Here is a 12,845-nt window from a genome sequence, read left to right on the forward strand (position 1 = left end):
GGATACAACTGCAAGAGGTTGCAAACGATGAGAGTGTTCAAGAAGTACCTGCCACTGATGGTGGCAAAGCATGTCAAAACCTTCTTTAAAGGTCGGATTTACATTCATGGTCGGGGGCGGTTTGATTTCCAATCCGGTTTGTTGCTGATGCCGAATCCGGCGGATATTCCCCATCGCCAGACAGTCACCGAGGTCAACGAGCTGATCTCCAGACTGCACATGGATGCCGCGTGATGCGCTTCTGAACCTGTTTCTGCACTGATATGCCCGCACTTTTGCGGGCATATTTGTTTCTGGCTACTGGCGTTCACCATGTGGCTGTTCAGGCCCACACCTTTGTTTATCTTCCATCGCCCCCTATACTGGCCCGCTGTTGTCTCTTCGGTCTGGATCCTCTCATGCCCTTTGCCTTTCTGTTTCCTTTCTCCTGCATTGCCATTTGGGCTGGCAATGGCATCGTCAGCAAACTGGCGGTTGGTGTGTTGTCCCCGGCAGCCTTGGCCTGGTCGCGCTGGGTGGTGGCTGCGCTGGTATTAAGTCCGTTTCTGGCCCGTCGAGTATGGCGTGCGCGTGCCCGCATTCGTGCCGGCCTTTGGCAGATCGCCATGCTGGCCTCGCTGGGCATGGTGCTTAATCAGACCTTTGGGTACTACGCCGCACAGACCATGGGGGCCACCGAGATGGGATTGATGATGGGGCTGACGCCACTGTTGACCGTGTTACTCAGCATCTGGCTGCTGCGTGAGCGGCCCACCTGGGGCGCCGTGCTGGGGGCGCTGCTCTCCATCTTTGGCTTGTCTATCTTGCTGGGGCAGGGGGATCCGACCCGACTGTTTACCCAGGGTATTCATATCGGCTCTGTCTACATGCTGCTCTCGGCGGGCACTTATGCCCTTTATAGCGTGCTGCTCAAGAAGTGGGATTTGGGGCTCGACAACTGGTCGCTGCTCTACGGTCAGGTGCTCTGCAGTGTGCTGATCCTGACCCCCTTCTTTCTGCTGGTGGATGGTCAGCTGCCAGAGGGGCGTGCGATCTGGCTGATCTTCTATGCGGGGATCCCCGCGTCGGCCCTCTGTCCCTGGCTCTGGATGCAGGGGATCACCCTGCTTGGTGCCAATCGTACCGCCATCTTTATGAATCTGCTGCCAGTGATGACGGCTGGCCTTGCCATCACCCTGCTGGGAGAGCGGCTGACCAGCTATCACCTGATCGGGGGCGGTCTGACTCTGCTGGGGGTTTTGCTGGCTCAGTTGCTGGTGCGTCCGGTGGTGATGGGTCGTCGCCGGGAGGTGTTGGCTCCTTGTCCCGAAGAGTAATCTTGCGTGAAAGCGTAGATGGGCCCAATGGCCCGCTTGGCCGCCAATGAAAAGCGCCTGCAGCAATGCCGGCGCTTTTTTATGGTCACATCTTGCCGAGCCGGTTACTGGGCAACCAGATAGAGCTCCTTGCTGTAGACCACATCCTGCGGGTTAAGGTGGGGATAGCCTTTCACGAAAGGTTTGAGCAACCTTGATTTGACCGAGAAATAGATGGGGGCGATGGGGGCATCCGCATCAATGAGCGCCTCTGCCTGCTGATACAGGGCATTGCGTTCAGCGGGATCCAGCGAGTCGTGGGCCTTGGCCAGCAGGGCGTCGTACTCCTTGTTGAACCACTTGCCGCTGTTGGCGCTGCTGCTGGAGGTCATGATGTCGAGAAAGGTGGAGGCGTCGTTATAATCCCCGTTCCAGCCATAGCGGCTAACCCCGAAATCCCCCTCGTTCAGCGCCGAGACCATGGTCTTCCACTCCATGTTGTTGAGGGTGGCAGTGACCCCTAGGTTGTGTTTCCACATGGAGGAGACGGCCAGCGCAATCTTTTTGTGGCTCTCGTTGGTGTTGTAGAGAATGTCCACTGTGAGTGGCTTGTCCGGGCCATAGCCCGCTTCGGCCAACAGGGCTTTGGCTTGCTTGATCCGCTCCTCTTTGCTCTGCAGCTGGCTGGCCGGTTTTTTCAATTCAAAACCGTCCACAATGGGGGGCGTGAAGCTATATGCGGCAATTTGTCCCTGTCCCAGGATCTTGTCGGTGATGGTCTCCCGGTCGATGGCGAGCGAAAGCGCCTTGCGTACTTTCGGGTCATCGAACGGTTTGCGCTGGGTATTGAAGACATAGTAATAGCTGGCCAGCGTGGGGACGCTGACCAGTTCTTCCGGGCTCTTGCTCTTGAGCTGCTTGTACTGCTCCAACGGATAAGGGGTGTAGTGCAGTTCACCGGTGCGATAGCGGTTGTAGGCGGCGGTTTCGGAGACGATCTCCAGATAGATCACCTTGTTCAGGACGGTGTGCTGGTTGTTCCAGTAGTGGGTATTGCGCTCGGCACTTAGCCGCTCGTTGGGGGTCCACTCCTTGAGTACAAAGGCACCGTTGGAGACGATATTGCCCGGTTTGACCCAATCCTTGCCGAATTTTTCAATGGTGTCTTTGGGGGCCGGGAACGTGGTGTAGTGGGCCAGCGTCTTCAGGAAGAAGGGGACCGGATTTTTCAGGGTGACCTGCAGGGTGTGGTCATCGAGCGCTTTGATCCCGAGCTCTGACGGGCTCTTCTTGCCGTGGGTCACCTCGCTTGCATTGACCACACCGGTCAACTCGATAAACCAGGCGTAGTTGGAGGCAGTCTTGGGATCGGCCGCCCGTTGCCAGCCGTAGACATAATCGGCGGCGGTGACCGGTTCACCGTTTGACCACTTGGCCTCGGGCCTCAGTTTGAAGGTGTAGACGGTACCTGTCTTGTCGACCTCGTAGCTGATGGCACCTGCTGGCTTGATCTTGCCGGTATTATCCAGCTCGTAGAGCCCTTCAAACAGATCGTTGACGATGGCACTACCGGCGGTCTCTTCTACCAGCTGGGGGTCGATGGTGGTAGGTTCGGTGCCGATATTGGTCACGTAGATTTGTTGGGCATCCGGCAGCAGCTTGGTACCGGCAGGCACCTGGGCAGCCCAGGCGGGAAGGGCAAACAGTCCGGCTACCATGCCGGCAATGAGAGTCTTGTTCATTGATAATCCTTGAGTTTTATTTGCTTCCAAAGCGAAATCAGTGTGCTGGATTGGCGATCGGATCTCAAGAGGCAATGGTTGAGGGAACGGCAGGCCCATCAGACTCCATTTTTAATGGCTCAAGGCCAGTCAGCTCATGGCTTGTCGCAGGTTATTGCCACGAATTAAGGGTCCGAAAGTTATCGATTGAAACCGAATGAAACGCGTCTTTTACCATAACGTGAGGCGAAATAGCTTATTTAATAGGCCGCTTAATTCGCTGCAAAAACAAAAAACAGACGTTACATTAGGTTACAAATCAAGGCCGCCGGTGATCGGCATTTTTTTTGCCGACGCCTGCAAACGTTTTCAATGCCAACGGATGCGATCTAAAGGAACAAAAATGCGAAACATGATCACCATGGGTGAGTTCATCGTCAAAAAGCAGGCGGATTATCCTACCGCGACCGGCGAGCTGACCTCGTTGCTCAGCTCGATCCGCCTTGCTGCCAAGGTGGTGAACCGGGAGATCAACAAGGCGGGACTGGCGGATATCATCGGTTCCATGGGCGCTGAAAACGTACAGGGCGAGGTGCAGCAGAAGCTGGATGTTTATGCCAACGAACGCTTCAAGGCGGCGCTCGAAGCGCGCGGCGAGGTGTGCGGCATGGCCTCGGAAGAGGAAGAGGACTTCGTCGCCTTTGACTCACCGCTCTCCAAAAACTCCAAGTATGTGGTGCTGATCGACCCGCTCGATGGCTCCTCCAATATCGACGTCAACGTCTCGGTCGGGACCATCTTCTCCATCTACCGCCGTTTGAGCCCGCAGGGTTCGCCGGTGACGCTGGAGGACTTCCTCCAACCGGGCAACCGTCAGGTCGCCGCCGGTTATGTGGTCTACGGCTCCTCCACCATGCTGGTCTACACCACAGGATTTGGCGTCAACGGCTTTACCTACGACCCCTCCATCGGCTGCTTCTGCCTCTCCCACGAGAACATCCGCATTCCGGAAGAGGGCAAGATCTACTCCATCAACGAAGGCAACTACATCAAGTTTCCGGACGGGGTGAAGAAGTACCTGAAATATTGTCAGGAGCGCGACGAAGCGACCCACAGACCCTACACCTCCCGCTATATCGGCTCCCTGGTCTCTGATTTCCATCGCAACCTGCTCAAGGGCGGCATCTACATCTATCCGTCCGGCACCAACTCGCCGAACGGCAAGCTGCGCCTGCTCTATGAGTGTAACCCGATGGCGTTTCTGGTGGAGCAGGCTGGTGGCAAGGCCTCCGACGGTTTTGGCCGGATCATGGATATCCAACCCACTGCGCTGCACCAGCGCACCCCTTACTTTGTTGGCTCGACCAAGATGGTGGAGCGGGCCGAGGCCTTTATGCGCGAGTTCTCCGCCCATGAGGATCCAGCCAACCAGGGCTGATCGTCAGAGGTGTAGGTTGGTGCTGAGCGCAGCGAAGCCCAACATTTACCGGTGCGATTCCCTCTCCTGAACGGATAGGGCAGGGTGAGAGGAATGGTTTTCACTGCCCCCTAATCCCCGACCCTTCTCCCACAAGGGGAGAAGGGAGACGCTAGTCACCAGCCAACGTAAACAAAACGGGAGCCAATTTGGCTCCCGTTTTAGTTGGCATTCTCTCTCTGGCTCGCCGCTAGCGTTGCAGAGATTCACAGACTGTTGTTGGCCAGATCAGCCAGCAAACCATCCACCAGTTTCAGGCGCATGGCGCGATCCTGGGTCGGTACCTGGAAGCGCAGCCGGGTCGGCCCGTCCATCTTGTAGACCCTTGGCTGGCTGGAGAGCAGCTTGACCAGATAGGCCGGATTGACCTTGGTCTCCTGGGTGAAGTCGAGATAGCCGCCACGCTCGCTCATCTCCACCCGGCGAATGCCAAGGGCGGTGGCACGCTGACGGAAGGCCGCCAGCTCCAGCAGGGTTTTGGTCGCCTCCGGCAAGAGGCCAAAGCGGTCGATCAGCTCCACTTTTAGCTCCCGCAGCTCCTGCTCGTCCGCCGCGCTGGCGATCCGCTTGTACATGGAGAGGCGCATATTGACGTCCGGAATATAGTCATCCGGCAGCAGCGCAGGCAGGCGCAGTTCTACCTCGGTGTGCTGGCTCATCAGCTGCTCGAGCGACGGCTCTTTGCCATTTTTCAGTGCCTCGACCGCCTGCTCCAGCATCTCCATGTAGAGGGTGAAGCCGACCGATTCGATCTGACCGCTCTGATCGTCGCCGAGCAGTTCGCCTGCGCCACGGATCTCCAGATCGTGGGTCGCCAGCGCAAAACCGGCGCCGAGATCTTCGAGCGAGGCGATCGCCTCCAGCCGCTTCGCCGCATCCTTGGTCATCAGCTTGGGATGGGGGGTGAGCAGGTAGGCGTAGGCCTGATGGTGGGAGCGGCCAACCCGGCCCCGCAGCTGGTGCAGTTGGGCCAGACCGAGATGATCCGCCCGATCCATGATGATGGTGTTGGCGCTCGGTACGTCGATACCGGTCTCGATAATGGTGGTGCAGACCAGCAGGTTGAAGCGCTGGTGGTAGAAGTCGGACATGATCCGCTCAAGGTCGCGTTCGCGCATCTGGCCGTGGGCGATGCCGATGCGGGCCTCTGGCACCAGCTCCGCCAGATCGGCGGCGCACTTCTCGATGCTCTCGACGTCGTTGTGCAGGTAGTAGACCTGACCACCACGCTTCAATTCCCGCAGCACCGCCTCGCGCACCACCGCCGGTTCGTGCTGACGCACGAAGGTCTTGATGGCGAGCCGCTTGGCGGGCGGGGTGGCGATGATGGAGAGATCCCGCATGCCCGACATCGCCATATTGAGGGTGCGCGGAATGGGGGTAGCGGTGAGAGTGAGGATATCCACATCGGCCCGCAATGCCTTGATCTTCTCCTTCTGGCGCACCCCGAATCTGTGCTCCTCATCGACGATGAGCAGTCCCAGATCCTTGAAGGTTAGTTCGGAGCCGAGCAGCTTGTGGGTGCCGATGATGATGTCCACTTTGCCCTCCGCCAGCTCTTTCATCACAGCGCTCTGCTCCTTGGTGGAGCGGAAGCGGCTCAGCACCTCGACCCGCACCGGCCAGTTGGCGAAGCGGTCGCGGAAGTTGTCGTAGTGCTGTTGCGCCAGCAGGGTGGTGGGCACCAGCACGGCGACCTGTTTGCCGCCATGCACGGCCACAAACGCAGCCCGCATAGCCACTTCGGTCTTGCCGAAACCCACGTCGCCGCACACCAGTCGGTCCATGCTCTTGGCTTGACACATGTCCCCCAGCACCGCATTGATGGCGTTGAGCTGATCGTCGGTCTCCTCGAACGGGAAGCTGGCGGCAAACTGGCGATAGGCCTCTTTGTCGTGCTTGAAGGCAAAACCGGCGCGAGCGGCGCGATGAGCGTAGACATCCAGCAACTCGGCTGCCACATCGCGCACCTTCTCCGCCGCCTTGCGCCGCGCCTTGCTCCAGGCCTCGCCGCCGAGCTTGTGGCTGGGTGGGTTATCAGAGCCGGTGTAGCGGCTGATAAGGTGCAAACTGGTGACCGGCACGAACAGCTTGTCGCCGCCGGCATATTCGAGGGTCAAAAACTCGGTGGGTAGACCACCGGCGTCGATGGTTTCGAGCCCCAGATAGCGGCCGACCCCGTGATCGAGATGGACCACCGGCTGACCCTGGGTCAGCTCGCCCAGGTTTCTGATCACCGCATCGGAGCTTAAGTTTTTGCTCTTCTCTCGCGCCCGTTTGCTGCGCACCTTGCCGCCCAGCAGTTCGGTCTCGGTGATCAGCGCCAATGGATCCTGACCTGCCTCCTGCCACAGGAAGCCACGTTCAAGCGGTGCAACCAATAGGCCGTGGCGATCCGGGCTCGCCATAAAGGCGTCGAGGGAGGGGAACTCTTTAGGTTGCAGCGAGATACGCGCCAGCAGATCGCCGAGCACCTCCCGCCGTCCTTCGGACTCCACCGCAAACAGGGTGCGCCCGGCAAAATCTTGGAGGAACTGGTTAAGCGCCAGCAGGGGTTGCTCTTTGCTGTGATCGAGTTGCAGATCCGGCAGCGCCGAGATAGGCAGATCGTGCTGACCTGCATCGCCCGCAGTGGCGGCCTCTTGCAGCCGCACCGCGCCATATTGGCCCAGAGAGGCAAAGAGCTGCTCCACCGGTAGATAGAGCTGGGCTGGGGGTAGCAGGGGGCGGGTGTTGTCCCAGCGTCTGTCTTCATAGCGCTGGCCGATGTCGTTCCAGAAACGCTGGGCGGCGGGGTAGATATCCCCCACCGTGAGCAGCAGGGTCTCTTCCGGCAGGTAGTCAAACAGGCTGGCGGTCTGGTTGAAGAAGAGCGGCAGATAGTACTCGATGCCGGCGGGCCAGCGCCCCTTGCTCACCTCCTGATAGACGGAGCCCTCGGCCCGCGACAGCTCGAACTGCTCGCGGAACTGGCCGCGAAACAGTTCGATGGCCGCCTCGTCGGTAGGGTATTCCCGGGCGGGTAGCAGGCTGACAGTCTTGACCGGTTCGCTGGAGCGCTGGGTCTCGGGATCGAACGGGCGGATGGAGTCCACTTCATCGTCGAAGAAGTCGATGCGATAGGGGCTGCTACTGCCCATGGGGAAGAGATCGAGCAGGGAGCCGCGAGCGGCAAATTCGCCATGTTCCAGCACCTGATCCACCGCCACGTAACCCGCCTCGGCCAGGCGTCCGCGCAGCTGTTGCAGATTGAGGCGCTGACCGGCCTTCACCATCAGGCTGTATTTGTCGAGATAGACCCGGGGGGCGCAGCGCAACATCAAGGTGGAGATGGGGACAATCAGCACCCCCTTGTTCATCTGCGGCAGCTTGTAGAGAGTCTCGAGCCGCTGGGAGATGATGTCCTGATGGGGAGAGAAGGTGTCGTAGGGCAGGGTCTCCCAATCGGGGAACAGTAATACGGGGGCGGACTGATCGGCTAGCTGCTTGTCTGCCAGCAAATACTGAAGCTCCTGCTCCAGGCGCAGGGCGCTCGGGGTATCGGCGGTGATAAGCAGTACCGGCCCCTTGGCTTCATTGGTGAGACGGGCTGCAATCAGCGAGAGGCTGCTGCCGACCAGCTGGCCGAGCGTGATCTTTTGGCCCGCTTTGGCGGGCAAGGCGGGGAGTGTCATTGGCATGATTCGATTCTTTTAACGTTGACGTTATCTATCGCGACGTTCGCTCTGGTTAGCGCTGGCGTTCTTGGGCGCGCAGCTTGAGCTGCTTCGATTGCACGTGGAGGCTGGCTCGAACCAGCAGTTCACGGTCATCTTCGCGGATCCGCACATAGTCGAGCTGCACATGGGTGCCATGTTCACCGCCGTCGAGCTGTTTGACCTGGCCATAGCAGTAGATGGCGGCCGCCTCTTCCCGCAGGAAGATCTTGAGGCGGACGATCTGGTGCAGGTGCGGCGCATCCCCGTGATCATGATAGGGGTGTAGGTAGGTGAGCTGGCCAGCCCCGAAGCGCAGGGTGTGAAAGCGCTGCTCCGGATGGTCCTGCAGGGAGAGCACATAGCCCATGATCATGTCGATCTTGCGGGACTGCTGATTGACGATCTCGATCAGATCGTGCATCGACTCGTTCTGGTTGCGCAGCAGGCGAGTGGTCACCAGATCGATGGAGGTAATGGCCGAAGAGATCCGAAAGGGCTCCGGCAGCTCAGCGTCCAGCTCCTCCAGCGAGGGGAGGTGGAAGTCGGCCGGCATGGGGATCACATTGACCGGCGTGGCATGAGTGACGCTGAAGAACTGTTCCTGCATGGAGGCTATCCCTTGTTGTCATGGACGGTTTCCCTTTATTATCCGGTATCTTATTTTGTTGGCAACGTACATATCCTTGAAGACCGGACTTTTTCAGCCCCTTTCGCTGGCCATCGGCCTGCGTTATGCAGGCTCGAAGCGCAGCAATCGCTTCGTCTCATTTATCTCCCTGTTCTCTACCTTTGGCATCGCCATCGGGGTCGCCGCCCTGATGGTGGTCATTTCGGTGATGAACGGTTTCGAAGGGCAGCTCAAAGGGCGCATCCTCGGGGTGATCCCCCATGTGGTGGTGACCAATGAGGCTGGCCGCATTGATGCCGACCCGCAAGGCTTGCCGGATCTGGCCAAATTACCCCATGTGGTCGCCTCGGCCCCCATGCTCGACAGCGAAGGGATGCTGCAAAGCCCCGGCCAGCTGACCGGGGTGAGCGTGCAAGGGATCTACCCTGCGCAGTGGCCCAAGGATGACATCCTCCACAGCCAGATGCTGGGGGGGCGCCTCGATACCCTGCAGGCGGGTCACTACCGCATCGTGCTGGGGCAGGGGGTGGCACGCCGCCTCAATGTCTCCATCGGCGATCAGGTTCGCCTGATCCTGACCGAAGGGACCCGCTTCACCCCGTTTGGCCGGGTACCGGCCCAGCGCCTCTTTACCGTCTCCGGCATCTTCGGGGTTGGCGCCGATGTGGATAACCAGATTGCGCTGATCGCGCTGGGGGATGCCCAGCGGCTGCTGCGTCTGCCGCCAGAAACCGTCGGTGGCATTCGCCTCTGGCTCGATGATCCGTTTGCGGCCGATGAGGTGATCAAGACGCCGTTGCCTGACGGATTGGTCTGGCAGGATTGGCGCCGCGAGCGGGGCGAGCTGTTCCAGGCGGTCGCCATGGAAAAACGGATGATGGGGCTGATGCTGGTACTGATCATCGCCGTCGCTACCTTCAACATCCTCTCCGCGCTGGTGATGGTGGTGACGGACAAGGAGGGCGAAGTGGCCATCCTGCGCACCATGGGTATGAGTGAATCAGGGATCGTTAAAATCTTCATGGTGCTTGGCGCCTCCAGCGGGGTGATTGGCGCCCTGTTTGGCGGACTGGCAGGCCTTGCGCTCTCCCTGGGTCTCAACCCTCTGCTCAATGCGGTGGGGCTCAACCTCTATATGGCGGCGGGCGGCAGTGGCCTGCCGGTGATTGTCGAGCCGGCTCAGGTCATCACCATCTTGCTGGGCGCCGTGCTGCTGAGCTTCAGTGCCACCCTCTATCCGGCGGCCCGCGCTGCGCGGGTGAAACCGGCCGAGGCGCTGCGTTATGAGTAATGCCGTGAATAATACATCTTCTGTTGTGACTGGTGCCCCCGTAGTTGCGGGTGCCAGCGTTGTTACCGAGGCAAGTGGAGCCCCTGTTATGAATGAAGCCGTATCCCGTGAACCTCTGCTGCGCTGCCAGGCGCTCAATCATGTCTATAAAGAGGGGGAGCTGGAGACTCAGGTGCTCAAGGGGATCGATCTCTGCGTCGCGCCCGGTGAAATGCTGGCGGTGGTGGGGAGCTCGGGCTCCGGCAAGACCACTCTGCTGCATCTGATGGGGGCGCTGGACAACCCCTCCAGCGGCGCCGTGCTGTTCAAGGGGGAGGATATCCACCATTGGGACAGCCGTAGCCAGGCCCGTTTTCGCAACCGCGAGCTGGGCTTTGTCTACCAGTTCCACCACCTGCTCTCCGAGTTCAGTGCGCTGGAAAATGCGGCCATGCCGCTGCTGATCGCCGGTGAGTCGGTGGCGGTTGCCACCGAAAAGGCAACCAAGATGCTGGGGCGGGTGGGGCTCTCCCATCGCTTGAATCACCGTCCCTCCGAGCTCTCCGGTGGCGAACGTCAGCGGGTGGCCATTGCCCGGGCGCTGGTCAACGAACCGAGTCTGGTGCTGGCGGATGAGCCTACCGGCAATCTGGATCACGCCAGTGCCACCGCGGTGTACGAACTGCTGTGTGAACTGAATCGTGAACTGGGCACTGCGTTTGTGGTAGTGACTCACGACTTGAGCCTCGCGGCCAAGCTCCATCGCCGGGTGACCCTGGTGAGCGGCGTGATGGCGGAGGTTGCCTGATGTTCAAACCGCTGCCCCTCTTTCTGGGCCTGCGTTACAGCCGCTCCCGCCGTCGCAACGGGTTTATCGCCTTTATCTCTGCCTCTTCCCTGATCGGTATTGCCCTCGGGGTGATGGCGTTGATCCTGGGCCTCTCCGCCATGAACGGTTTCGAGCGGGAGCTTAAAGATCGGGTGCTCTCGGTCGTGCCGCAAGGTGAGCTGGACGCCGTCGAGCGGCCGCTGCCGGATTGGCCACGTCTGCGTGACTATCTGCTGGCCCAGCCGGGCGTTGAGGCGGCTGCGCCGGTCATTCGCCTCAATGGCCTGCTGGAGCATGGCTCTGCCCTCAAGGGGGTGCAACTGCGCGCCGTGCTGCCCGATCTGGAAGCCAATCTGTCGGATGCCGGCAAATACATGACGGGCCGTGGTCTGCGTGAGCTGCAACCGGGTGAACGTGGGGTGATCCTTGGCAAGACCATCGCCGACAAGCTGGGGGTCAAGGTGGGGGATTCTGTTGCCCTGCTGCTGCCGCAAGGGGGCGATCAGGCGGGGATCAAGAATCCCCGCCGCGAAGCCCTGACCGTGGTAGGGCTGCTGGAGATCGGCGGTCAGCTCGACGGCCTGCTCGGCTTTATGCATCTGGCCGATGCGCAAGCGATCACCGGCATGGGCAGCGATGTGGAGGGCTTCAGCCTGCGGGTGAGCGATGTGCTTAATGCACAAAATATTACGATCGCCGCGGCGCAGCAGTTCCCTCATCATGTTTACATCCGCAGCTGGATGAACAGCCAGGGTTATCTCTATCAGGACATCCAGATGGTGCGTACCGTCATGTATGTGGTGATGCTGATGGTGGTGGCAGTGGCCTGCTTCAACATCGTCTCCACCCTGGTGATGGCGGTGAACGAGAAGCGCAGCGAGATCGCTATCCTGAAAACCATGGGGGCGAGCCCCGGCCAGATCCGGCTCACCTTCGTCATTCAGGGGATGGTCAACGGCGTGGCCGGTGCCCTGCTCGGCGCCCTGCTGGGCGGGCTGCTCTCCAGCAAGCTGACCCAGATCCTGAGCGTTGTCGAAAAGCTCATCGGTCACCGCTTCCTCAATCCGGATATCTACTTTATCGACTTTTTGCCGACCGAGTTGCATATGCAGGATCTGCTTATCGTGACGGGCGCCGCCATCCTGATGAGTCTGGTGGCGACCCTCTATCCCGCCTGGCGGGCGAGCGGTCTGGTGCCATCTCGCGAGCTGGGTCACTGATGGGTTGCATCTAATCCGCTGATAAAGACGAAGAGCCCGCCGGTGTTAAACCGGCGGGCTCTTCTGTTTTCAGGTCATGTAGACTGGCTTAGTGAGCGTTCAGCTCATCGAGCGGCAGGGAGAAGCTGGCCACAAAGATATCGATAAAGTAGCGCATCTCCTCGCTCATCCGGGCTGCCAGCATGGCCTCGAGGCGCTTGCGAGCCGGTTCGAACTCCCGGTTGCCCGCGTTGATCTCCTCCAGACACTTGGTATAGGCGCAGAGGGTGTCGGCATCCTTGACCAGCCTGGCCAGCTCGTCATCCTGGGCTGCCGAATCGAGCAGGGGGCGAAAGTCCTCCACCAGTTCCGGCGGCAGCATGCCAAGCAGACGCTGCTCGGCGGCCAGCTCTATCTTCTTGTACTCGCGGGCAATTTCGGGGTTGAAGTATTTGACCGGGGTGGGCAGATCGCCGGTCAGCACCTCGCTGCTATCGTGGTAGAGGGCCATCACGGCGGCGCGGTCGGCATTCACGCTGCCGCCAAACAGTCGATTTTTGATGATGCCGAGGGCATGGGCCACCATGGCCACTTGAAGGCTGTGCTCGGCAATGTTTTCCGGCTGGATGTTGCGCATCAGGGGCCAGCGGTAGATGAGTTTCATGCGGGCGAGATTGGCGAAAAAGTGGCTGGGTAACATGACGGCCTCAACAAAAGAGAATAGAAAA

General features: G+C 59.9%; 10 protein-coding genes. 6 read left to right on the plus strand and 4 right to left on the minus strand.

Annotated features, from left to right (window positions below):
* Nucleotides 1–27: 27 nt before the first annotated feature.
* Nucleotides 28–234, plus strand: coding sequence for a DUF1107 domain-containing protein (locus tag G5380_RS01115; RefSeq protein ID WP_005336998.1), 207 nt, complete (start codon nt 28–30; stop codon nt 232–234).
* Between the two features lie 164 nt (nt 235–398).
* A complete protein-coding gene (locus G5380_RS01120) occupies nt 399–1,316 on the plus strand; it encodes a DMT family transporter (protein WP_266133916.1) in 918 nt (305 codons plus the stop codon).
* Between the two features lie 104 nt (nt 1,317–1,420).
* On the opposite strand, the gene G5380_RS01125 is transcribed toward G5380_RS01120, so the two are convergent.
* Nucleotides 1,421–3,037, minus strand: a complete 1,617-nt coding sequence (locus G5380_RS01125) for a peptide ABC transporter substrate-binding protein (protein ID WP_421352231.1) — start codon at nt 3,035–3,037, stop codon at nt 1,421–1,423.
* A 382-nt stretch (nt 3,038–3,419) separates the two neighbouring features.
* On the opposite strand from G5380_RS01125, the gene fbp reads away from it, so the two are divergent.
* Nucleotides 3,420–4,454 carry a class 1 fructose-bisphosphatase gene (gene fbp, locus G5380_RS01130; protein WP_005336993.1) on the plus strand — a complete coding sequence of 345 codons (1,035 nt, stop codon included), beginning with the start codon at nt 3,420–3,422 and terminating at the stop codon, nt 4,452–4,454.
* A gap of 245 nt (nt 4,455–4,699) precedes the next feature.
* Here fbp and mfd read toward each other — a convergent pair whose 3' ends face one another.
* Nucleotides 4,700–8,167 (minus strand): transcription-repair coupling factor, encoded by a 3,468-nt coding sequence (mfd, locus tag G5380_RS01135; protein WP_421352379.1) that lies wholly within the window; start codon nt 8,165–8,167, stop codon nt 4,700–4,702.
* A 55-nt stretch (nt 8,168–8,222) separates the two neighbouring features.
* Complete coding sequence (locus G5380_RS01140) at nt 8,223–8,798, minus strand: hypothetical protein (protein WP_005351323.1); 576 nt, start codon at nt 8,796–8,798, stop codon at nt 8,223–8,225.
* 76 nt (nt 8,799–8,874) lie between these two features.
* Between G5380_RS01140 and G5380_RS01145 the strand changes: the two genes are divergently transcribed.
* The 3 genes from G5380_RS01145 to lolE all read left to right on the plus strand — a co-directional run bounded on the left by G5380_RS01145 (nt 8,875) and on the right by lolE (nt 12,138).
* Nucleotides 8,875–10,110, plus strand: coding sequence for a lipoprotein-releasing ABC transporter permease subunit (locus G5380_RS01145; RefSeq protein WP_421352232.1), 1,236 nt, complete (start codon nt 8,875–8,877; stop codon nt 10,108–10,110).
* Nucleotides 10,111–10,198: 88 nt separating this feature from the next.
* Entirely contained in the window at nt 10,199–10,897 is a 699-nt protein-coding gene (gene lolD, locus G5380_RS01150) for a lipoprotein-releasing ABC transporter ATP-binding protein LolD (protein WP_421249221.1), read from the plus strand.
* On the plus strand, nt 10,897–12,138 hold the full coding sequence (lolE, locus tag G5380_RS01155) for a lipoprotein-releasing ABC transporter permease subunit LolE (protein ID WP_005336986.1): 1,242 nt from the start codon (nt 10,897–10,899) through the stop codon (nt 12,136–12,138). The genes lolD and lolE overlap by 1 nt, the downstream gene beginning before the upstream one ends.
* An 88-nt stretch (nt 12,139–12,226) precedes the next feature.
* Here lolE and yfbR read toward each other — a convergent pair whose 3' ends face one another.
* On the minus strand, nt 12,227–12,817 hold the full coding sequence (gene yfbR, locus G5380_RS01160; RefSeq protein ID WP_421249222.1) for a 5'-deoxynucleotidase: 591 nt from the start codon (nt 12,815–12,817) through the stop codon (nt 12,227–12,229).
* Nucleotides 12,818–12,845 lie beyond the last annotated feature (28 nt).

This window comes from Aeromonas sp. 604443, from assembly GCF_049170315.1.
GTDB lineage: Bacteria > Pseudomonadota > Gammaproteobacteria > Enterobacterales > Aeromonadaceae > Aeromonas > Aeromonas veronii_A.